The organism is Neobacillus sp. FW104-15D2 (genome assembly GCF_058790155.1).
Genome location: NZ_JBYTCJ010000027.1, coordinates 49,488 through 70,811, shown reverse-complemented (window position 1 = coordinate 70,811; position 21,324 = coordinate 49,488). Strand labels below are relative to the sequence as shown.

At 39.3% G+C, this 21,324-nt stretch carries 22 protein-coding genes, 1 pseudogene and 1 other annotated feature; of the genes and pseudogenes, 2 read left to right on the top strand and 21 right to left on the bottom strand.

The window, feature by feature from the left end:
- Positions 1-16: 16 nt before the first annotated feature.
- Entirely contained in the window at positions 17-970 is a 954-nt protein-coding gene (locus AC3WR0_RS19310) for a 4-hydroxy-3-methylbut-2-enyl diphosphate reductase (protein ID WP_027320021.1), read from the top strand.
- Positions 971-1,057: 87 nt separating this feature from the next.
- On the opposite strand, the gene AC3WR0_RS19305 is transcribed toward AC3WR0_RS19310, so the two are convergent.
- From AC3WR0_RS19305 to cccA, 3 genes are all read right to left on the bottom strand, one after another.
- Complete coding sequence (locus AC3WR0_RS19305) at positions 1,058-2,173, bottom strand: Nif3-like dinuclear metal center hexameric protein (RefSeq protein WP_492553835.1); 1,116 nt, start codon at positions 2,171-2,173, stop codon at positions 1,058-1,060.
- A 3-nt stretch (positions 2,174-2,176) separates the two neighbouring features.
- The gene (locus AC3WR0_RS19300; protein ID WP_492553834.1) at positions 2,177-2,881 is read right to left on the bottom strand and encodes a tRNA (adenine(22)-N(1))-methyltransferase; all 705 of its coding nucleotides are present in this window, start codon (positions 2,879-2,881) and stop codon (positions 2,177-2,179) included.
- An 87-nt stretch (positions 2,882-2,968) separates the two neighbouring features.
- Positions 2,969-3,328 (bottom strand): cytochrome c550, encoded by a 360-nt coding sequence (gene cccA, locus AC3WR0_RS19295; RefSeq protein ID WP_027320018.1) that lies wholly within the window; start codon positions 3,326-3,328, stop codon positions 2,969-2,971.
- Between the two features lie 93 nt (positions 3,329-3,421).
- Here cccA and AC3WR0_RS19290 point away from each other — a divergent pair, with 93 nt between their 5' ends.
- Positions 3,422-3,556 carry a hypothetical protein gene (locus AC3WR0_RS19290; protein WP_492553833.1) on the top strand — a complete coding sequence of 45 codons (135 nt, stop codon included), beginning with the start codon at positions 3,422-3,424 and terminating at the stop codon, positions 3,554-3,556.
- Here AC3WR0_RS19290 and AC3WR0_RS19285 read toward each other — a convergent pair.
- From AC3WR0_RS19285 to yqfC, 18 genes and pseudogenes are all read right to left on the bottom strand, one after another.
- On the bottom strand, positions 3,553-4,692 hold the full coding sequence (locus AC3WR0_RS19285) for an acyl-CoA dehydrogenase family protein (RefSeq protein WP_492553832.1): 1,140 nt from the start codon (positions 4,690-4,692) through the stop codon (positions 3,553-3,555). The two genes, AC3WR0_RS19290 and AC3WR0_RS19285, sit on opposite strands and share 4 nt — an antisense overlap.
- A 100-nt stretch (positions 4,693-4,792) precedes the next feature.
- Complete coding sequence (locus AC3WR0_RS19280; protein ID WP_492553831.1) at positions 4,793-5,311, bottom strand: hypothetical protein; 519 nt, start codon at positions 5,309-5,311, stop codon at positions 4,793-4,795.
- A 485-nt stretch (positions 5,312-5,796) separates the two neighbouring features.
- Positions 5,797-6,927 carry an RNA polymerase sigma factor RpoD gene (gene rpoD / locus AC3WR0_RS19275; protein WP_027320015.1) on the bottom strand — a complete coding sequence of 377 codons (1,131 nt, stop codon included), beginning with the start codon at positions 6,925-6,927 and terminating at the stop codon, positions 5,797-5,799.
- Between the two features lie 41 nt (positions 6,928-6,968).
- Entirely contained in the window at positions 6,969-8,774 is a 1,806-nt protein-coding gene (gene dnaG, locus AC3WR0_RS19270) for a DNA primase (protein WP_492553830.1), read from the bottom strand.
- A gap of 36 nt (positions 8,775-8,810) precedes the next feature.
- Positions 8,811-9,246, bottom strand: a pseudogene (locus AC3WR0_RS19265) (YaiI/YqxD family protein).
- 373 nt (positions 9,247-9,619) lie between these two features.
- The gene (locus AC3WR0_RS19260; RefSeq protein ID WP_492553829.1) at positions 9,620-10,423 is read right to left on the bottom strand and encodes a pyruvate, water dikinase regulatory protein; all 804 of its coding nucleotides are present in this window, start codon (positions 10,421-10,423) and stop codon (positions 9,620-9,622) included.
- Positions 10,424-10,454: 31 nt separating this feature from the next.
- Positions 10,455-11,093, bottom strand: a complete 639-nt coding sequence (gene ccpN / locus AC3WR0_RS19255; protein WP_492553828.1) for a transcriptional regulator CcpN — start codon at positions 11,091-11,093, stop codon at positions 10,455-10,457.
- Positions 11,094-11,335: 242 nt separating this feature from the next.
- On the bottom strand, positions 11,336-12,718 hold the full coding sequence (locus tag AC3WR0_RS19250) for a glycine--tRNA ligase (RefSeq protein ID WP_027320011.1): 1,383 nt from the start codon (positions 12,716-12,718) through the stop codon (positions 11,336-11,338).
- A 66-nt stretch (positions 12,719-12,784) separates the two neighbouring features.
- Positions 12,785-12,953, bottom strand: a binding site (T-box leader).
- Between the two features lie 81 nt (positions 12,954-13,034).
- A complete protein-coding gene (gene recO / locus AC3WR0_RS19245; protein ID WP_492553827.1) occupies positions 13,035-13,787 on the bottom strand; it encodes a DNA repair protein RecO in 753 nt (250 codons plus the stop codon).
- A gap of 33 nt (positions 13,788-13,820) precedes the next feature.
- Positions 13,821-13,964 (bottom strand): YqzL family protein, encoded by a 144-nt coding sequence (locus tag AC3WR0_RS19240; protein ID WP_081679945.1) that lies wholly within the window; start codon positions 13,962-13,964, stop codon positions 13,821-13,823.
- A 156-nt stretch (positions 13,965-14,120) separates the two neighbouring features.
- A complete protein-coding gene (era, locus tag AC3WR0_RS19235; protein ID WP_492553826.1) occupies positions 14,121-15,044 on the bottom strand; it encodes a GTPase Era in 924 nt (307 codons plus the stop codon).
- On the bottom strand, positions 15,034-15,435 hold the full coding sequence (locus AC3WR0_RS19230; RefSeq protein ID WP_492553825.1) for a cytidine deaminase: 402 nt from the start codon (positions 15,433-15,435) through the stop codon (positions 15,034-15,036). Before AC3WR0_RS19230 ends, era begins: the two co-directional genes overlap by 11 nt.
- A gap of 194 nt (positions 15,436-15,629) precedes the next feature.
- Positions 15,630-16,019: a diacylglycerol kinase family protein gene (locus AC3WR0_RS19225; RefSeq protein WP_492553824.1), complete on the bottom strand. Its 390-nt coding sequence runs from the start codon at positions 16,017-16,019 to the stop codon at positions 15,630-15,632.
- Positions 16,003-16,473 (bottom strand): rRNA maturation RNase YbeY, encoded by a 471-nt coding sequence (gene ybeY, locus AC3WR0_RS19220; protein WP_492553823.1) that lies wholly within the window; start codon positions 16,471-16,473, stop codon positions 16,003-16,005. The genes AC3WR0_RS19225 and ybeY overlap by 17 nt, the downstream gene beginning before the upstream one ends.
- Positions 16,470-18,644: an HD family phosphohydrolase gene (locus AC3WR0_RS19215; RefSeq protein ID WP_492553844.1), complete on the bottom strand. Its 2,175-nt coding sequence runs from the start codon at positions 18,642-18,644 to the stop codon at positions 16,470-16,472. Before AC3WR0_RS19215 ends, ybeY begins: the two co-directional genes overlap by 4 nt.
- Before the next feature lie 160 nt (positions 18,645-18,804).
- On the bottom strand, positions 18,805-19,764 hold the full coding sequence (locus AC3WR0_RS19210; protein WP_027320004.1) for a PhoH family protein: 960 nt from the start codon (positions 19,762-19,764) through the stop codon (positions 18,805-18,807).
- Entirely contained in the window at positions 19,757-20,959 is a 1,203-nt protein-coding gene (gene yqfD, locus AC3WR0_RS19205; protein WP_492553822.1) for a sporulation protein YqfD, read from the bottom strand. Before yqfD ends, AC3WR0_RS19210 begins: the two co-directional genes overlap by 8 nt.
- Positions 20,956-21,255 carry a sporulation protein YqfC gene (yqfC, locus tag AC3WR0_RS19200; RefSeq protein ID WP_027320002.1) on the bottom strand — a complete coding sequence of 100 codons (300 nt, stop codon included), beginning with the start codon at positions 21,253-21,255 and terminating at the stop codon, positions 20,956-20,958. Before yqfC ends, yqfD begins: the two co-directional genes overlap by 4 nt.
- Positions 21,256-21,324 lie beyond the last annotated feature (69 nt).

Sequence of the window (21,324 nt, the reverse complement as noted above, 5' to 3'; positions counted from 1 at the left end):
TAGGAGGACGATTGAATTGAATGTAATTAAAATTTCTCCGCGCGGCTACTGCTATGGAGTGGTTGATGCTATGGTAATTGCCAGAAATGCGGCTCTTGATAAATCACTGCCACGCCCAATCTACATTCTTGGGATGATAGTTCATAATAAACATGTTACCGATGCCTTTGAGGAAGAGGGCATTATTACACTTGATGGTCCAAACCGGATGGCTATTCTTGAAAAAGTAGATAAGGGTACTGTTATTTTTACAGCACATGGCATTTCTCCTGAGGTTAGAAAGCTAGCCAAGGAGAAAGGCCTAATGACTATTGATGCCACCTGTCCAGATGTAACCAAAACACACGACTTAATCCTTCTAAAGGAAAAGGAAGGCTTTCAAGTCATTTATATCGGCAAAAAAGGCCACCCAGAACCTGAGGGCGCAGTTGGTGTTGCTCCTGGGATCGTCCATCTTGTAGAAACGCCAGCAGATGTTACGGCATTAAACATAAACGGTGATAAAATCATCGTTACCAACCAAACTACGATGAGCCAATGGGATGTGGCTGAAATTATGAAGTTGGTTCAGGAAAAGTATCCACATGTGGAAGTCCATAAAGAAATTTGCCTTGCGACACAGGTGCGCCAAGAGGCTGTTGCTGAACAGGCTGGGAAAGCGGATGTTCTTATTGTGGTAGGAGACCCAAAAAGTAATAACTCAAACCGTCTGGCTCAGGTTTCGGAAGAAATTGCCGGCACAAAAGCCTATCGTATTGCTGACATTTCCGAACTTGATATCAAATGGCTAAAGGATGCTTCAACAGTGGCGGTTACTTCCGGTGCTTCGACTCCAACACCGATAACAAAAGAAGTAATTACATTCCTTGATCAGTTTGATCCAGAAGATGAAAGTACCTGGGCCAGGGAAAAGAAAGTTGCCCTAAACCGTATCTTGCCAAAGGTAAAAAAGCCTGAAGCAATAAACTAAAAACACAAGAAGAACCGGTCCATATTGGACTGGTTCTTCTTTTATAAAAATTATCCTTCAGCCGATCTAAAAACAAAACTTGACCATTTATAAATATTTAAAGGGGTTTGTATCTGCTTCAGAAGGGAAAATGCTGACTTGATAGCCAGCCTCTTCACATTTTTTTGTTAAAATATCTGCTACGCCCTTTTTCATTACTTTTTCAACATTATGACCCGGATCAATCATGTTAAGGCCCTGCATCATTGCATCATGTGCTGTGTGATAATAAATATCACCTGTTACATATACATCTGCGCCTTTAAATTTTGCCTGGCTCCAATACTTGTTGCCATCTCCACCTAAAACTGCTGCTTTTCTAACTTTTGCTTTCAAATCTCCTACAACACGCACCTTATCAACATCAAGGGCTGATTTAACTTTTTCGGCGAATTCTGCAAGAGTCATCTCCTGAACTTGGCCGATTCTTCCCAAACCCAGAACTTCCCCTTGATTCTCAACGGGATAGATATCAAAGGCAGCCTCCTCATAAGGGTGTACCTTCAGCATTGCTGAAACTGCCTTTTTTATTAAAACTTCTGGAACTATTGTTTCTATCCTGACTTCATTAACAGTTTCCAGATTACCCTGTTTCCCGATATATGGATTCGTGTTTTCACCAGGAAGAAACCGGCCTTCGCCTGGAGCGGAAAAAGAACAGTCACTATAATTTCCTATTGCACCTGCTCCTGCATTTCCAAGGGCTTTTCTGACTTCTTCTGCATTTTCTTCCGGTACATATACAACAAGCTTTTTAAGCTTTTCTTCTGCTGTGGGGGCAAGGACCTCTGTATTTTCCAAGCCAAGCGCAGAAGCAAGCATATCGTTTACCCCGCCCTTTGCTACATCCAGATTGGTATGAGCGGCATAAACAGAAATATCATTCTTTATCAGTTTTTCAAAGATTCTCCCTGGTAAGATATCAGTTGAGATCTTTTGAAGTGGCCTGTATATAATTGGATGATGGGCAAGAATGAGCTGGACATTTTTTTCGATTGCTTCATCTACTACTTCCTCAAGAACATCAAGAGCAATCATGACTCTCTCTACTTTTCCATTAAGGCGTCCTACCTGAAGGCCCACTTTATCCCCTTCCAAGGCATACCCCTTAGGGGAAAACCCTTCAAACAGCTGGATAATTTCGTGTCCATTAACCTGTTTCATTTTTTATAAAACCTCCTCAGCCCATTTAATTTTCTGCTGAAGCTCCTGCTTTTTCCTTAAGGTCTCTTCTGATTGAGCTGCCTTCTCCAGCTGACTCAGAATCTTTTCCCAATTATCCTTCTCAAGTGCCCATTTCTTTTTAAATGCCTCATTCACTTTATTCATTAAAAATGGGCCAAACAATAAACCTTTGTTTTCCATCTCTTTATATGGAAGGCTTGGGTCGCCTTTTTCTCCAACCAGGACTTCATATATTTTTCCGTCTTCCTCAAGGATATCTTCTTCCACAAGCTCCCATCCATTTTCCATGAACCATTCCCTTATTGAAATGGCACTAACGTTTGGCTGGAGAATCATCCTTTTCACATTAGCAAGTTTGTCTTTCCCACGCTCCAAAATACTGGCTATTAATGCACCGCCCATTCCGGCAATGGTAATGCACTCGGCTTCTCCTGGATCCAGTACATCTAGCCCGTCACCTTTTCTTACTGATACTTGTTCCTCAAGACCCTCAGCCTGTACCTGCCCAGCAGCAGATTGAAATGGACCTTCTGCCACTTCTCCTGCAATTGCGAAAGGGATCACATCTTTTTTAACTAGGTAACATGGAAGATATGCATGATCGGATCCTATATCAGCTGTTTTAGAGCCTTTTGGAACAAAATCAGCCACCCGCTCCAGTCTTTTCGATAATTTGTCAGCATTCATGTATTCACACCACATCTCTAAAATCAATTCTCTTACAAGTATAAAAAAAGTCCTTTACATATGCAAAGGACCTTTCTTTTAATGCGTTTACAACTTTGCCAGCCAGTCAGCCATTTTGTCTGCATTTTCTTCTGGAACAAGTCCTGAAGGCATTGCACCTCTACCATGCATTACAATGTTTTTAAGCTGAGCGTGGGAATATTTCTTGCCTACTCCCTTTAATGTTGGACCCACAACGCCCTGATACTGGTCGCCATGGCAAGAAATACATGTGGTCTTGTAAATATCTTCTGGATTAGCTGCCACAGCTTCAGTTTTCTTGCCGCCGCCTTTTTTTTCATCAGCTAAATCTTTAGAATCTCCAAGTCCTTTGAATGACAGAGCAAATATTAGTCCAATACCCAGGACCATAATTAAAATAAAAGGAACTACTGGATTACGATTCATCTTGCTACCTCCTTATGTAAGAACATCTTTTAACAATAAATGCATTACAAACAACTTTATTTTACTTGAAAAATGACGGAAGGAAAAGTCCTAATGTCGAATATTCACTATAAAGTTTTATATTACCTGAAAAAGGAGGGATTATTCTTCTTCAAACAGCTAAAAGTTTCGGATAAAAAGGATACTAAAGCAGAAAGAGAGACTGCTTTTGCAGTCTCTCTTCCTTAACAGCCAATTTGCCTTGCAATAACGGTGCGCTGGATTTCTGATGTTCCTTCGCCAATTTCCAAAAGCTTAGCATCTCGCATATACCTTTCGACATGGTACTCTTTCATGTAGCCGTAACCACCATGTATCTGGACTGACTGGTCAGTAACCTCCATACAAATTTCAGAGGCGTACAGCTTACACATGGACGCTTCCTTAGAGAAAGGCCTTCCCTGGTCTTTTAGCCAGGCTGCTTTATATACCATATTCCTTGCAAGTTCAATCTTCATTGCCATATCCGCAAGTTTAAACTGAATAGCCTGAAATGAAGAAAGTGACTTTCCAAACTGCTTTCTTTCTTTTGCATACTGAAGTGCCTTTTCATAGGCTCCCTGTGCAATACCAACAGCCATTGCACCAATTCCTATTCTCCCGCCATCTAGAGTAATTAAAAATTGTTTAAATCCTTCTCCTCTTTTACCAAGAAGATTCTCAACCGGTACTCGGACATCCTCAAGAACCAGCTCAGTAGTATTAGATGAATGGAGGCCCATCTTCTCATAGTTATCAATAACAGAAAATCCTTTTGCATCAGTAGGTACTATAATAGCGGTGATTTCCTTTTTCCCGTCCTGTTCGCCTGTGACTGCTGTCAAAGCCAAATGCTTTGCAAAACTGGCATTCGTTATGAAGCATTTGTTTCCGTTAATTAAAAATTCCCCATTTTCTTCCCTTGCTGATGTTCTCGTACCACCTGCATCAGATCCTGCATTGGGTTCTGTCAGACCGAAGGCTCCAAAAGATTCCCCTGAACAGATAGGTGTTAAATACCTTTGTTTTTGTTCCTCTGTTCCAAATAAATTAATCGGCGCTCCCCCAAGTGATATATGGGCAGAATAAGTGATTCCAGTTGAACCGCACGCTCTGCTAAGCTCTTCCGTTACAATAGCAAAACTTATAGTATCCGCTCCGCCGCCGCCATATTGTTCTGGAAACGGAAGTCCCATAATTCCCACATCGGCAAGCTTTTTAAAGATTTCAACGGGAAACTTTTTTGTTCTGTCCCTTTCGAGTGCTCCCGGTGCTACCTCTTCATCCGCAAATTCCTTCATCATTTTGCGAATCATTTCCTGTTCCGCAGTTAAATCAAAATTCATTTCCTTCCCCCTCCAAAGCAGCTTTGTATGCGCTTACTTTTATATTATAATAGGAAAGAAATAATTTTCTCAACATTTTAAAACTTTTAAATATATTTTATTATACAAAAATAAAATACGTTAAAATAACTAGACCAGCAATTCCAGAAATAAAAAAGTATAAAATCCTTAGCTTTTTGCCAACTATAAGCCAGGCCAAACAGTTAACGGCTACCAATATAGCAAGCGGAATATGTTTCCCCGAAAAAACATCCGAAGCAATTTCTACAGATCCAATCAGAAGGACCAAAGCAGTAAGTATTAAAGATAAATGGCTTACTATTCCTTTTTTCAAAAAATAAATGAAAGATATTCCTGAAGCGGTTCCCAATAAAAGCAAAAAGGCTATTTGCAAAATAAATGACAATTCAGTAAAATAAATGACAAATACTGTTATTGAAACCGCAGCCAAAAATAATAGAGACTGAAGAATCCATCCTTTCGTTTTCTGTTTTTCGACGGCAGGATTTCCTCCGGAATAGAGCGTTAATAAATAATTACAATACTGCTCCGGGAGCATTTTATTCTGTTTCCAATATTGAATTTCATTTAAAATGATTTTTTTTCTATTCTCATTCATGGGGGTACCTTTCTACTTTATAAAATAGCTCTACCCTGGACTACTGTGGATACCTGCTATTTCATTCATTTGTGTGCCAATTTTTTCACATTGGTTTCTGTTAACATACCGCTCCAGTCGCTTTCCGCGGGTATCAAGCAACTGACTGTAAGAACTGAGTGAGAAACATCCGCCAACAGCTATAAGGGGCCTTGAGACGAGTGGAAGGAAGATTCTCCGTACTCATGCACAAAAGGAGCTTTCTCGGCGCTGTGCACCTGTGAGGTGGGTCTCCTTAGCCGGCTTTTCCCGCAGGACGTTTAATCTCTTCCTTGAAACTATGCCAAAGGCTAATTCTAGATGAATTTCATGTATCTTCTGCCTTCTTCTCCAATCAATATAATGAAAAACCAAAAAGGGCTTTCATATAGCCTAAAAAACAAAAAAAATAGCCTACCTCTATTGTAAGAAGTAAACTATTTTTCAACAATGGCTTTATATAAATTTTATTCTAGAAAATCCTTAAGCCTTTTGCTTCGGCTTGGATGTCTCAATTTCCGTAGAGCTTTTGCTTCGATTTGGCGAATACGCTCACGTGTTACGCCGAAGACCTTACCCACTTCTTCAAGTGTACGTGTACGTCCGTCATCAAGACCAAAACGAAGGCGAAGAACGTTTTCTTCTCTGTCGGTAAGAGTATCAAGAACGTCTTCCAGCTGTTCCTTCAATAGCTCGTAGGCTGCATGTTCTGAAGGTGAAGTTGCATCCTGGTCTTCAATGAAATCGCCAAGATGGGAATCATCCTCTTCACCAATCGGAGTCTCAAGTGATACCGGCTCCTGAGCAATTTTCAAAATTTCCCTTACCTTATCAGGTGTTAAATCCATATCTTCTGCAATTTCCTCCGGTGTTGGTTCGCGTCCCAGATCCTGAAGCAACTGACGCTGGACCCTTATTAGCTTATTAATGGTTTCCACCATATGAACCGGAATACGAATGGTTCTTGCCTGGTCAGCGATTGCACGGGTAATTGCTTGTCGAATCCACCATGTTGCATAAGTACTGAATTTGTACCCCTTACGGTAATCAAACTTTTCAACAGCTTTTATAAGACCCATATTACCTTCCTGGATAAGATCAAGGAAAAGCATACCGCGGCCAACATAACGTTTTGCAATACTTACAACCAGACGCAGGTTTGCTTCTGCAAGGCGGCGTTTTGCTTCTTCGTCCCCTTCTTCAATCCTTTTAGCAAGGCTGATTTCCTCTTCAGCTGAGAGAAGATCTACACGGCCGATTTCTTTAAGGTACATACGGACGGGATCATTAATTTTAACGCCTGGAGGAACGCTTAAATCATTTAGATCAAATTCCTCGTCACTGCCCTTAGTTAACTGCTTGGCGTCTGGGTCTTCATCCTCATCACTGTCTCCGATCAATTCAACGCCTTGATCGCCAAGAAATTCATAAAATTCATCCATTTGATGCGAGTCCAATTCAAAAACGGATAATTTTTCCGCTATATCATCATAGGCAAGGACACCGGTTTTCTTACCCAGTACCGTTAACTGGTCTTTTACTTGTTCAACGGTCAATTCATTTTCGACCTCTTTTGAACGTGCTGATTTTTCAGCCATTTGTCCCCCTCCTTCTAAAAATCACAACTTCCAAATGGGATCTATAAGGATTTGCGTAATTGAATGATTTGCATTGCTATCGATGCTGCCTTGCTAAAATCTTTTTGGCGCTCAGCTTCATTTTGTTCAGCTTGCATTTCCTTTATTTTTAGCAGTTTTTGATAATTCAACACCTGTTTGATATAATCAGTTAATTCCTTATCCATCACGTCTTCATTTATAGGCATCATTTCAATGTCTGCCACAATTCTTCTAAGTTTATCATCATTAATATAATTTAAAAACGCGTTAGAATCAGGATTAGAAGTATCTTCGTAGAAGCCAAATAAATAAGTAATAATTGCCTGATGTTCATCTATGTTGAAGGTGCTGCCATTTAATAGGTCCTGGACCTTGAAGGCAATCTCCCTGTTTTTTAACATATGTGCGATCAAGCTACGCTCAGCATTGTGATGAGCAGGCTTTAATCCTGCTGTCTGCCTGATTAATGGTTTTTGAATGGGAGGTGGTGATCCCCGGTTCTGCTTATTCCTTTCCGGGGCAGCATATGTCTGAAGCTGCTGATTTAATGCCTCAAGCGATAATGAAAATTCACTCGCAATCTGCCTCAGATAAAGGTCCCTTTCAACCGCTTTAGTCAATTGGGATATTTCCTTTAATACTTGTTCGATATAAGCCAGCCTATCTCCTTCATCCTGAAGATTTTTTCCTCTTCTATAATAAAGAAATTTAAAGGACATCCAGGTAAGGCTTGAACCTATTACTTCATTCCTAAATTTCTCGGAACCCATTTTTTTTATATATTCATCTGGATCCATGCCATCTGGCATAAGAGCAACCTTAATCTGGAGCCCTGCCTCGTTTAGCATGTTTCCAGCGCGGAAAGCGGCCCCAATCCCAGCTTTATCGGAGTCATAACAAATCGTAACACTGCCTGTATTTTGGCGGATTAGTGAGATATGCTCGGCTGTAAGAGAAGTTCCCATTGTTGCTACTCCATTTTCCACACCGGAACGGTCAGCAGCAATGACATCAGCAAATCCCTCAAAAAGGACAATTTGCTGCGTTCTTCTTATATTTGGTTTTGCTAAATGAAAGTTATATAAAACTTTACTTTTATTAAAGATTGGCGTTTCGGGGCTATTCAAATACTTGGGCTCTTCCGCCCCCAAAGATCTCCCGGAAAACGCAATCGTTTTGCCATGTCGGTCAAGTACCGGAAACATTATCCGATCCCTGAAACGGTCAAAATAGGTTCCGTCCTTTTCCCTTTTGATAATCAATCCCGCTTTTTCCATCAATTCAGGCTTTAAATCCCGCTTCGTTAAAAATTTAACGACAAAATCCCACGAATTAAGCGAATAGCCAATTTCAAATTTATCAATGGATTCTCTCGTAAAACCCCTGTTAAGCAGGTATTCTAGTGCGTCCTGACCCTCTTTTGTATTTACCAGCAAGTGATGGTAAAATTTCTTTAAAAGGTCGTGGGCATCGAGCATCGCCTGTAGTTCGGGTGAGATTCCTTTTTCATTCCCAGAGGTTTGTAAGCTAATATCAAGTTCAATATTTGCCCGTTCAGCCAGCTTTAAGGCTGCCTCCTGAAAGGATAGCCCCTCAAGATCCATTAAAAATGAAAAAACGTTTCCACCGGCACCACAGCCAAAACAATGAAAAATTTGTTTATCTGGTGCGACAGAAAAAGACGGTGTATTTTCTCCATGGAAAGGACATAATCCGAAGTAATTTCGCCCGTGCTTTGTAAGTTGAACATGATCACTTATTAGTTCAACAATATCTACACCCTGACGAATTTGGTTGATTTTTTCTTCGGCAATACGCTCTGCCATGAAAACAACTCCATTTTTCTAAAAAAAGTATAGCGTTTATCCCACTGCAATATTCGACAAAATGTTTGTCAATTCCTTCACAAACCGTTCCCGGTCGGAAGATAATAAGGGTTTTGGCCCTTTTCCACACTCTCACTGCGGCATGCCTTTGCACTTGAAAAACGCATATCAAGAGCTGTCAAAATTCCTTTTTCTTCAAATAAAGTTCCCCTTGGAGATAGAACATAAACCCCTTTCAGAAGAAGGGCAGAAGCGAGGCCAATATCCTGGGTAACTGCAATATCTCCTTTAGCAGCATGATTCATAATAAAAAGATCAGCCGCTTCCTTTCCGACATCCACATATTTCCACTCCACGTGTGTAAATCGTTTATTACGTGGTTATATGAAGCAACAAAAAGGACTGTTATTGAAAAGCAAGAGGTAATTTCGACAATTTCTTCTTTAGCCGGACAGGAATCTGCTCTACAAATATAGTGGGAACGCCAATTTCATTAGTACTAATTCTACATCACTCCGTATAATCCTTCTTGCCTCAATAACTTTTCTTTGCCAACGACCATTTATAAAGCAAGAAAGAACTTATTTGATCAAATACAGATTATGTCGAATATTTTTCAAGAGCCTCCCTTGACATCTCACAATAAATAGTTTATTCGTTCAAACCAAAGTCTAAACCTAATAACATACATTTTTATCACAATTTTTTATTATAGTACATTGTTTAATATTTTTCCATTAATTTTTACTTTAGAAATTTACTTTTTAATACTTATTAAATTCTTTAAAGCGATGTCCCAAATTATAGAAAAATGCACATAACCGTTTTGATTATGTGCAGGAAGTTCATCTTTTATGTATAAAATTTAAAATTTCATTTGCTGTTTCTTCGACCGCTTTATTGGTTACATCGATGATAGGACAATTAATTCGGGAAACCACTTTTTCAAAAAATACAAGCTCTTCCTTTATCCGTTCAATATTAGCGTAGCTTGCCTGATCGTTAAGACCGAGGGATATTAATCTTTCACGCCGGATGTTATTCAGTTTTTCAGGGCTGATTTTTAATCCAAAGCATTTTTCAGGCGGAACTTTATAAAGCTCTTCAGGTGGCTCGACCTCTGGAACAAGAGGGACATTAGCTACCTTTAAGCGCTTTAGAGCAAGGTATTGGGAAAGGGGGGTTTTGGACGTTCTTGATACCCCAATTAAAACAATATCAGCTTTCATTATTCCACGTGGATCACGACCATCGTCATACTTAACAGCAAATTCAATAGCCTCAACCTTTTTAAAATAATCCTCGTCAAGCTTACGAACTAGGCCAGGTTCACAAAGAGGTACTTTTCCGGTTAACTCTTGAATTTGATCCATTAATGGACCAATTAAGTCACAAGCATAAATTCCTTCTTTTTCTGCTGCTTTTTGAATATATTCCCTCATATCAGGCTTCACAAGTGTAAAGGCAATCATACCTTTGTCCATTTTTACAAGAGAAATTACCTCGTCAATATGTTCTTTGTCCTCTACATAAGGAAATCTTTTAAGAATCATTCCTGAACCGTTAAACTGGGTTATTGCCGCCTTTGTAACTAATTCAGCCGTTTCCCCGACAGAATCAGAGACGACATAAATAACTGGTATACTCATTATTCCCCACCATCTCCTCTTTTTGAGTTTTTTACATACCTTCTTCTCCCAGAGCAACAAAAGCCTTGGCTATATTAGTTTTTGTCACACGGCCGATGACTTCAAAACCTTTTTCTGTCTTCTTCACTACAGGAAGTGCATCAATTTGTTTATCAATCAATTTTTTTGCAACTTCAATAAGAAGATCATCTCTCTCACATATAGTAATATTCGGCATCCTCGTCATAATAATGTTGACTGGAAGACTTGCTAGCTCCTGTTTGCCAATACTGGCCCGTAAAAGATCCTTTCGAGATAGAACTCCCACAAGCAGTGAATTTTGGTCGACTACAAATAGAGTGCCTACATCCTCCAAAAACATAGAAACGATGGCATCATATACGGAAACATTTTCATTTACCACTACGGGAATCGACTGGTATTCTCTGACAAATATTTTTTGCAGATTTTCGGTCAGAAGCTGTGTACCAGACTTTCCTGTATAAAAATACCCCACGCGCGGGCGAGCATCCAAAAAACCAGCCATAGTTAGTATTGCCAAATCAGGCCGCAAAGTGGCTCTTGTTAAATTTAACTGATCTGCTATATGTTCACCGGTAATCGGTCCATTATCCTTTACAATTTGCAGAATTTTCTCCTGTCGTTTGTTAAGTTCTATTGTCCTCACCACCTTTAAGTATCATTTAAGACGAAACGGATATACTTTTCCTCCTTGAAACAACAAAAGAGTTATACTTATATAAAAACATTATATACCAATCCAAGTAAATGGAAAGGCAGTTGGAACGATAGTTTTTGAAAAAATAAAGAAAGTACGGCTTAAATCAGCCGCACTTTTCTTTGTTACTGTTTTCCGGTTGAGGGTCGGTCTTTCGTTTACGGAAGAACAATTCGGTCATTTCTAATGTATAATTAGAAACTAATTTTCTCTTGTAAGAAGTTTACTAGCTCAGTAATAGGAAGTCTTGTCTGTTCCATTGTATCCCTGTCTCTGACAGTTACCATTTTGTCTTCAACAGAATCGAAATCGAAAGTAATGCAATATGGTGTACCGATTTCATCATGTCTGCGGTATCGTTTTCCTATTGAGCCAGCTTCATCATAATCCACAAGAAAATGCTTTGAAAGTTCTTCATATACACCTCTTGCATTCTCAGAAAGCTTTTTGGACAATGGAAGTACAGCTGCTTTAAATGGCGCTAAAGCAGGATGAAAATGCATAACTGATCTTGACGTACCATCTTCGAGCTGCTCTTCATCATAAGCATCGATTAAATAAGCAAGGGTAACCCTGTCAGCGCCCAGGGATGGCTCTATACAATACGGAACATACTTTTCATTGGTTTCAGGATCATTATAATGAAAATCTTCACCTGAAAATTGCATATGCTGTTTTAAGTCGTAATCTGTTCTGGAGGCAATGCCCCATAACTCGCCCCAGCCAAATGGAAATTTGTATTCAAAGTCAGTTGTAGCATTACTATAATGAGACAATTCATCTTCTGAATGATCACGTAATCTTAAATTTTCTCTTTTTAAACCAAGAGATATTAACCATTGCTCGGCATACTGTTTCCAGAAATCAAACCACTTTAGTTCCTCCCCAGGCTTACAGAAAAACTCTAATTCCATTTGCTCAAACTCGCGTGTACGGAAGGTAAAGTTACCTGGAGTTATCTCGTTTCTAAAGCTTTTGCCAATTTGGGCAATACCAAAAGGTAATTTTTTTCTCATAGTACGCTGAACATTTTTGAAGTTTACAAAAATGCCTTGTGCTGTTTCAGGACGAAGAAAGATTTCATTTGTACTAGTTTCGGTAACACCCTGAAATGTTTTAAACATTAGATTAAATTGACGGATACCCGTGAAATCGTGGCTGCCACAATCAGGACAAGCAATATTATGCTCCTTAATTAATTCTTCCATTTTTTCAAATGGGAGGCCATCAACCACTAGCTCAATTCCTTTTTCATCAAGAGCATTTTCAATTAGCTTATCTGCACGGTGGCGAGCTTTACAATTTTTACAATCAATCATTGGGTCATTAAAGTTGCCAATATGTCCTGACGCCTCCCAAGTCCTTGGGTTCATCAGGATGGCTGCATCAATACCAACATTATAAGGGGACTGTTGAACAAACTTTTTCCACCATGCCTGTTTAATATTGTTCTTTAATTCCACTCCAAGCGGACCATAGTCCCAAGTATTTGCCAAACCTCCATATATTTCAGATCCAGGAAATACAAATCCCCTGTGTTTCGCATGTGAAACAATCTGCTCCATACTTACGCTCATCATTTTTCTCTCCTTTAAGGTTAATAAAATGGAAAATAAAAAAACTCCCATCCTCTATGCGCATCGCATAGGGACGAGAGTTACCCGCGGTTCCACCCTAATTGCCGCAAAAGCGGCCTCTTTAAATAAGATTGCTCAGGAATGCCTTCCTCCGGTCTCTATAACCCGGCTTCCACTGTCCCGGGATCGCTTAATACAGAGGAGCCAAAGTACTCCTTTCCGTCACTGCAATTAATTAACTTTAAACAGATATTAACCAAAACAGCAATCATTGTCAACATGAATGGTTAATGTTCTAATTGTATATGAAAAAATTTTATATAAGTCCCTTTAGATTATCCATGGAATCAAGGAATTTCTTTGACTTAAGATGAAGTCCCGAATATTCCTCATAGTAAGCTGAGATTACCTTTTTCAGTTCAGCTTTTGTTTCCTCTTTAACTGATATATTTCCAAGCCTTGAAAGGTCAAAATAATAAAATATTCTTAAAAGCTTTACAGCTGCAGCTGATATTTTAAAGTGATACGGGTCTTTTTCAAGACAGCGGTGGCAGATAAATCCTCCCTCTCTGACTGAAAAAGAGAATTGGCCCTCCATACTGCCACAAACTGCACATTGATTCAATATAGGATGTAGCCCAAGTACATTCAGTATCTTCAATTCAAAAATATTCTTGAGCACCTCTGGATCATAACCCTCATCCAAGTAATGAAGCGTTTGAAAAAGCAGCTCAAACAAAAATGGGTCGGGCTTTCTATCATCTGTGCTTTTATCTGTCAGCTCCACAATATAACTCGCGTAGGCAGTTAAAAAAATATCTTCCCTTATGGATCGCAAAGATGAAATCATTTCGCCCTGCTGAAGAGTTCCGAGTCCCGACCCCTTTTGAACAAGGAAGTATCCATGTGTAAAGAGCTGAGAGATGGCAGCAAGGCGGCTGTTTGTTTTTTTTGCTCCTCTTGCCATCGCCCCAATTTTGCCCCACTCACGTGTATAAAGAGTAACTATTTTATTTGTTTCACTATAATCCGTATTTCTTATGACGATGCCTTCGCATTTTTCGAGCATTTTAAGCCACCATCCATTTATGGAAGGTCAAACTTATGAAACAGGAGAATCCATTGTTGCTAGTTCATCATCCAGAGTCCCGGGTCTGTCTTGTCTTTCCTTCTCAAGCTCTTTAAAGAGAAGATATGTGTCAATGTTACCTGTTTCACTGAAAACCTTCCAGGTAAAATCCAACATTCAAAACCCCACCTTTCAATATTTATACTAGCATTTACAAATTCAAAACCTTACATTTATCATAGCCTGCCATCCTAAAATCATGAGTACTAAAAACTGTTAATCCAGAGCATGCATAATTTCCCTTGACTACTAATAATCTAATTAGGGCTCAAATTAATATTCGTCATCCCTGAATCCAAAGTCACGAAGCTGGGAGGCTTTATTTCTCCAATCCTTCTGAACCTTCACCCAAAGCTCCAGAAAGACCTTTGAGCCGAGAAGATTTTCAATATCCATTCTTGCTCGTTTTCCAATCTCTTTCATCATGGCTCCTTGTTTTCCGATAACAATGCCTTTTTGTGAATCTCTTTCCACAATAATTGTTGCCATGACATTGATAACATCCTTATCCTGGCGCCGTTCCATCTTATCGATTAATACTGCCAGAGAGTGAGGAATTTCTTCCCGTGTCAGATGAAGCGCCTTTTCCCTGATTAATTCTGAAACGATAAAACGCTCAGGATGGTCTGTAACCTGATCCGCCGGGTAAAATTGCGGCCCTTCAGGCATATAACCTTTAATTTGATCCAACAATCGATCAACATTATTGCCTTCAAGGGCAGAAATAGGAATAATTTCTTTAAAAGAATACTTTTCTTTATAAGATTCCATGATTGGAAGCAGATCATCGGGATGAACCTGATCAATTTTGTTAATAACAAGGAATACTGGGGTTTTTATTGATTGAAACTTTTCAAGGATAAATTCCTCACCCCGGCCAAAGCCTTCCTCTGCATTAACCATAAAAAGAACAAGATCCACCTCTTTGAGTGTATTTTGAGCTACTTTCATCATAAAGTCGCCGAGTTTATGCTTTGGTTTGTGAATTCCTGGTGTATCAATAAAAATCAGCTGTGCATCCTCAAGTGTAAGGACACCCTGTACTTTATTTCTAGTAGTTTGCGGTTTATCACTCATAATTGCGATCTTTTGTCCGATAACGCGGTTCAGGAAAGTTGATTTCCCAACGTTTGGCCTTCCGATAATAGAAATAAAGCCTGATTTATATCCTTGATTGTTGTTCATATTAGTTTCCATTTAGATCCTCCGGTGAAAAAGCCCCTGGCAGAAGTTCCCTTACAGTTAACTCTTGTATATCCCCTTTAAGGTTGGTTAAAACCACTACCATCTCTTTATCGCAAAGCTCAGCAATAACCTGCCTGCAGGCACCACAGGGCGAGCACGGACGGTCTGTATCAGCCACGACTGCAAGCATAGAATAATTCTTATCACCTTCTGAAAAGGCTTTAAAGAGTGCTGTGCGCTCTGCACAGTTGCACATTGTATATGCCGCATTTTCTATATTGCATCCTCGGTATACCTTGCCGTCACTAGTTAATAAAGCTGCTCCAACAGGGAAATTAGAATAAGGAACGTAAGCCATTTCCCTAGCCTTTTTTGCTTCTTCAATAAGTTCATTGATATTCAAGATGATACTCCCTTTCCAGCGGAAAAAGTTGGGATATATTTATTTTACCTCAAAACCAGCGGCTTTTCATTATTTGTAGCAAAATCGTAATAAAAAATTTAGAATTTTCTCATAACATTAAGGCATTATTTAACTTGCCTGCCTTGTCATTTTAACGGAACGTGATATCGTTTTCAAATGGCCATGAAAAAAGCCTATAAAAAGGCGTTAATAATCTTAGGAAGAAAAATAAACAGCCCTATAATAGCTGAAACAATGGAAAATCCAAAAACTGCCGCTGCGGCAATATCCTTTGCCTGTTTTGCCAGAGGGTGAAAGTCCTTTGTAACAAGGTCTACCACCCTTTCCATTGCCGTATTCATTAATTCCAAAGAGATTGTTCCGCCAATAGCTAGTATGATACAGACCCATTCAACCGATGAAATAGAAAAAAAGAAAGAGAGAAGGATAGCAACAACTGCAGCAAATAAATGAATTCGAATATTCCTCTCTGTCCTTACGGCTGAAGCAAGACCTGCTATGGCATGTGAAAAAGACTTCCAAAGAGGGATAGGCTTAGTGGTTTTCTTACCGTCTAAGCCCATACTCGTCCAATATATCCTTTTGGAGTGAAAACATTTCTTTTTCATCTTCCTCATTTTCGTGGTCATACCCAAGGAGATGAAGGAAGCCATGAACAGCTAGAAATCCGAGCTCACGCTCAAAAGAGTGGCCATATTCTTCAGCCTGCTCTTTAGTTCTCTCAGTGGAAATAATAATATCCCCAAGTACACGAGGCAAACCAGCGCCAATTAATTCTATTTCACCTTCTCCCATTTCCTCCATTGCAAATGAAATAACATCTGTAGGTCTGTCCTTATCACGATATTCCCGGTTAATTTCCTGAATCTTATCATTTGTTACAAAGGTAACTGAAAGCTCTGTGCCACCTTCAACCTTTTGCTTTTCGGCTGCAAAATTCAGGAGCTTTTCAATTTCTTTAATATCGTCTTCTGCTACTTGATTTGTTTCATCCATAAAGTCAATATTTAAATTCATGCCTCTATCACCTTCTGTTTTGTAATTTCCGGATATTCAATCCGGGAGTGGAATATTCCTTTTAATGTTTCACATAGAGTATGGGCAACCACTTCAAGTTCTTTTAGTGTAAGTTCACATTCATTAAATTGCCCATCCTGCAGCTTGTCAGCTGTAATGGCCCTAACAAGCGATTCTATTTGCACTGGGGTTGGCTGGGTCATTGAGCGTACAGCTGCTTCCACACTGTCTGCTATCCCAATAATGGCAATCTCTTTAGTTTGCGCCTTGGGCCCGGGATATCTATATTCTTTTTCTTTAATATCCGGATTAACCTGAACCGCTTTGTGATAAAAAAATTTCAGCAAAGAAGTTCCATGATGCTGTTCTGCAATTTCGACAATCTCTTTTGGCATATGGTACTTTCTTAGGATTGCCCCACCATCTGCTGCATGAGCAATAATAATTTGCGCACTTTTCTCCGGTGGCAGTCGATCATGAGGATTATCTCTGTTCAGCTGGTTTTCGATAAAAAAGAGGGGCCTTTTTGTTTTTCCTACATCGTGATAATAGCAGCCTACACGTGCAAGTAATCCATTAGCTCCTATAGCTTCACAGGCTGATTCAGCCAAATTGGCAACCATTACACTATGATGATAGGTTCCGGGAGCCTCTGTCAGTATTTTTCTTAGTAAAGGATGATTCGGGTTTGAAAGTTCAATCAGCTTCATTGTAGATAAAATCCCAAAGCTAGCTTCAAAAAAAGGCAGAAAGCCTATACATAAAACAGCAGACACTACTCCGGAAACAAGTGAAGCGATAATGAAAAAACCATATTCCATGCCGGAATACTGCCCATTTCGCAAAAACATAAGGGACAATAAAGTGATGAGGTTGACTGCCGATGCAAAAAATCCCGCTTGCAAAATCTTAGATCTCTGGTTTTGAGTACTGAGAAACAATATTCCAGCAAGTGAACTGAAGAGAATATAAATCCCTGCAGAAATATTTAAAGCCCCGGAAATCCCTTCATTAAAAATGATGCTCCCGCATACGGCCATAATGATTGAAATAAAAACAGCCAGCTTCTCATCCATTAAAATTTTGATAAGCATCCCGCACATAGCAGCGGGAAAAATATAACTGATTTCGGTGTAGTTCAGTTCGTGAAGCAGACTGACCATTTTCATTAAGAAAATGGAAAGCGTAAATATTAATCCAAAAAGCAGTAAAAACGTCTGTCTTTTGTCAGGATGCGTCTTCAGCTGATAAAAATAATAATAAATAAAGGAAAGAATAAGCCCTATTAAAAAAGCAAGGCCAATATATGGTTTTAGCGATTGATCATTATTAAGAAAACCTGCAAGCTTTAATTGGCGATATTTTTCCCTGGTGATCAATTCACCTTCTTCAACAATAATCTGTCCCTGAAGGATCTTTACAGGTTCCACATTTTCTGCAGCCTGGTTTCGCAATTCCTCCGTTGCTTCCGGATCATAAAATTCATTTTGAACAATAGCATATCGGCCAAGTTCAATAGCAGAGTTTTTAAGAGGTTTATCAAGTGTTGTGTATTTTAATTCTTCCTCTACTCTCTTTTTAGCATTTTCCACATCGTCAGCTGAAATTCTTTTACTCATAATATTGTTGATGGCTGTTACCGTTAGGTCCTTCGCAATTGCTAAGTCTTCCTTGCTTGCCTGCATTAAACTCAGGAATACTTCCTCAGGAATATCCTTCGTTACACCTTCAGTAAGCTTCTCTTTGAGCCGGGCTGCCTTTTCAGAGGGGACAGGCTCTAATGGCCTCGAAGAAGCTTCTCCCCCCTCCGCAGCTTTCTTTTGCATCTCATCCTTAATATCTTCATTAACTTCACTTGCTGATTCGAAAATAGATGTGATTAAATCTACCCTGTTCTGAGTGTATTCTTTTTTTAAAATTAGAACATCCTGTACTTGGTCGAGCGCTTCTTTCCTTTTTTTCTCGGTGCTTAGTTTATCCTCAACTGTTCCTGGTGACCGGATCGTTTTTTCAGCCACCTTAAAAAGGCTAATATCAAGCTTTTCGGGTCTGACATTGCTGAACATCGCTATATAGAGGAGTACACCCAAAGTTAGAAAAAATAAAACACGAAAAAAAGTGATATCAAGCAGTTTTCTTATTTTTATGAAATTCTGCTGTATTTTATCCAGTGCGTATCCCTCCAACGTTTTTGCGCCATGCTTTATGTAAAATCATAACAGTTTTTCTTCCAACTTTCACCTTAAATAAGAAAACAAGCACTGTGACTCATAATTATGAGCAAATAGAAAAGGCCGCTCAAAAACTGAACAGCCCTGGGTGTAAAATGTTCTATAAGTTTTTCTCGTAAGCGTCAATAATTCTGGCAACCAGCGGATGGCGAACAACATCACTTTTATCAAGATAAATAAAAGAAATGCCCTTTACATCCTTTAAAATTTCCTCTGCTACAATCAGTCCGGATTTAACACCTTTTGGAAGATCTACCTGAGAACGATCACCTGTAATGACCATTCGTGAACTGAAACCAAGACGGGTCAGGAACATTTTCATTTGTGCATGAGTCGTATTTTGGGCTTCATCCAGAATAACAAATGCTTCGTCCAGTGTCCGTCCTCTCATATAAGCTAACGGAGCGATTTCAATCGTTCCCCTCTCCATAAGCCTTTGGGTATGCTCCATGCCTAAAACGTCATGAAGAGCGTCGTAGAGCGGCCTTAAATAAGGATCCACCTTTTCCTTCAGGTCTCCCGGAAGAAAACCAAGGCTTTCACCCGCCTCGACAGCTGGGCGTGTAAGGATAATCTTGTTGACCTGTCCATTCCTCAAGGCATTTACTGCCATAATAACAGCCAAATAGGTTTTACCGGTACCGGCAGGCCCTATACTAAAAACCAGGTCATTTTCTTTGATTGCAGATATATAAATGCGCTGTCCAAGCGTTTTAATCCTAATGGACTTTCCTTTTACTGTTTTTGCTATTTCTTCATCATAAAGATTTTCAAAATATTCAAGTGTTCCTTTTTGCGCCATTTGAACAGCGTAAGTAACATCTCTCTGGCTAATGCTGACTCCTTTTCGTATAACAAAAAGTAATCTGTCCAGCACCCGGCTTGCAAGTTCCACATCTTCAGTTTCTCCAGACAGGCTGAGAGATTCTCCACGAGTAACGATTGTAACTTTAAGGTCTTCTTCAATAATTTTAAGGTTTGAATCGGCAGTTCCAAAGAGAGTCATTGCCTCATTTGGATTTTCAAGCTGCACATTGATTGTTTCTAACTTTTCAGTCATTCATAAGGTCTCCTTGGGTTATGGGTTGTCCCTTTGCAATATTTTCGTAAATCTTAAAGTGAATTGATAATGTTACTTTACCATTCTGAAATGCCTCATGTAAAATTTTTGTGTCCTTAATCGTAGCATCTTCATCAAGTCGTTTTTTTATATCTTTTTTTGCAATTTCCATTGCCTCTTTAATGGCTTCCTCTTTTGAATACGTTCGGATAATGTCTTCTTTCTCTCGAAAAGTCCTATTTATATATGAAATCGGCAAGCTCCATTTAAAAAAGTGTATTGCATGATCATTCTTTTCTGTTTCATATTCCCGAAACTTCACCTTTTGAAAACCCCATATTGGCAATTCAAATTTTCCAATTAAGAGTGAATGTTTTTGCTGCTCTTTCCCGTTATAAACTTTAAAGCGGGTTTGCAGCGGCAATTCAACATAACTTTTATACCAGGTTTCTCCAAGTATTTCACCCTTTGCTGCAACAGCCTGCGTAGGTCCGTCTTCTTTACCGATTAATCCCGAAACAAGAAGTTGCCCTGCCTCAACATGATCATTGAGATCAACTACCGGTTTTCCTCTTTCAACAAACCTCTTTACAATAATTGCTTTCTTTTTAGCAATAAGGTTTTGAGGCGCCAAAACTTTAGGGTCCTTGGGCTGTTTTTTTTCTACAACCTGAAAATGATAGGTTGTCCCCTTTAATTCCACACCTACCCACGTGATGGCGCCAATATTATTGGTAAGCTTTCGTTGGATACTTTCAACACTATCTACAGTAAATTGAAACTTTCCAACTTTTATTCCCATATGGTCCAATTCCTTGCGTATTTTATATTCCGTTGCAGGCTTGGCCCCCTTTATTTCGATCCCCCATATACTGTTTGATAAAACAATAATTATGAGGAAAAAGGCAACAGCTCCCAGAAAAAATCCGCTGTTTTTAAAGATTCTCTTAACAAGAAATGGGGCACCATTTCGTCTTAAAAAGCCAATAGAGCAATCACTGTGTCTTGCATACCTTCTTATTTGGAGAGCATCCCGCAGCCTCATTGTAAATGTAGCAGTACCGCTTCCATGTCTTTTAACATTCCATACATGCAATCCGTTTCGTATAAGCACATTTAAGAATCTTTCTATTCCCTTTCCTTCAACCCTTACAGTTACACTGCCATAAAAAAATTCAAGCCACTGGTTCTTCATTTTTGTCCCCCTGTTTCATTTAAATAAATGACTTGATCTATTTTTCCTTCCAATAAAATTTCTTCGGGCAAAATGGTTTTTATTACTAATGCCTTTCCCTTTATTAAAAGCTGCCCTTGCTTTAAAAGCAGCCTTACTTCAGAGTCAGTAAACCCCAATAAACCTCGGTGGTTTTCGATATATACGTGTATTTGTCCGATCATCGTGATCCGGGGTAAATCCATCATGACATCTTGAGGAAGATCCATTTTATCTGCCATCCAATTGCGAACACGTTGGCCCCATTTTTTTGCCATAAAAAAAGAACCCCCTTTCATCTCATATTTATGAAATGAAAGAAGGTTCTAGCACCATTTTTCTAAGGA

Coding starts and splice junctions, on each gene's coding strand:
- recO (WP_492553827.1), bottom strand. CDS start 13,787: ATGCTCGAAAAATGCGAAGGCATCGTCATAAGAAATACGGATTATAGT.
- AC3WR0_RS19260 (WP_492553829.1), bottom strand. CDS start 10,423: ATGAGTATACCAGTTATTTATGTCGTCTCTGATTCTGTCGGGGAAACG.
- yqfD (WP_492553822.1), bottom strand. CDS start 20,959: ATGAAGAACCAGTGGCTTGAATTTTTTTATGGCAGTGTAACTGTAAGG.
- cccA (WP_027320018.1), bottom strand. CDS start 3,328: ATGAATCGTAATCCAGTAGTTCCTTTTATTTTAATTATGGTCCTGGGT.
- AC3WR0_RS19290 (WP_492553833.1), top strand. CDS start 3,422: ATGTCGAATATTCACTATAAAGTTTTATATTACCTGAAAAAGGAGGGA.
- AC3WR0_RS19240 (WP_081679945.1), bottom strand. CDS start 13,964: ATGTTGGATTTTACCTGGAAGGTTTTCAGTGAAACAGGTAACATTGAC.
- AC3WR0_RS19210 (WP_027320004.1), bottom strand. CDS start 19,764: ATGACTGAAAAGTTAGAAACAATCAATGTGCAGCTTGAAAATCCAAAT.
- AC3WR0_RS19280 (WP_492553831.1), bottom strand. CDS start 5,311: ATGAATGAGAATAGAAAAAAAATCATTTTAAATGAAATTCAATATTGG.
- AC3WR0_RS19300 (WP_492553834.1), bottom strand. CDS start 2,881: ATGAATGCTGACAAATTATCGAAAAGACTGGAGCGGGTGGCTGATTTT.
- rpoD (WP_027320015.1), bottom strand. CDS start 6,927: ATGGCTGAAAAATCAGCACGTTCAAAAGAGGTCGAAAATGAATTGACC.
- AC3WR0_RS19285 (WP_492553832.1), bottom strand. CDS start 4,692: ATGAATTTTGATTTAACTGCGGAACAGGAAATGATTCGCAAAATGATG.
- era (WP_492553826.1), bottom strand. CDS start 15,044: ATGGAAACTAATATGAACAACAATCAAGGATATAAATCAGGCTTTATT.
- ybeY (WP_492553823.1), bottom strand. CDS start 16,473: ATGAATTTAAATATTGACTTTATGGATGAAACAAATCAAGTAGCAGAA.
- AC3WR0_RS19225 (WP_492553824.1), bottom strand. CDS start 16,019: ATGGGCTTAGACGGTAAGAAAACCACTAAGCCTATCCCTCTTTGGAAG.
- dnaG (WP_492553830.1), bottom strand. CDS start 8,774: ATGGCAGAGCGTATTGCCGAAGAAAAAATCAACCAAATTCGTCAGGGT.
- AC3WR0_RS19305 (WP_492553835.1), bottom strand. CDS start 2,173: ATGAAACAGGTTAATGGACACGAAATTATCCAGCTGTTTGAAGGGTTT.
- yqfC (WP_027320002.1), bottom strand. CDS start 21,255: ATGGCAAAAAAATGGGGCCAACGTGTTCGCAATTGGATGGCAGATAAA.
- AC3WR0_RS19250 (WP_027320011.1), bottom strand. CDS start 12,718: ATGAGCGTAAGTATGGAGCAGATTGTTTCACATGCGAAACACAGGGGA.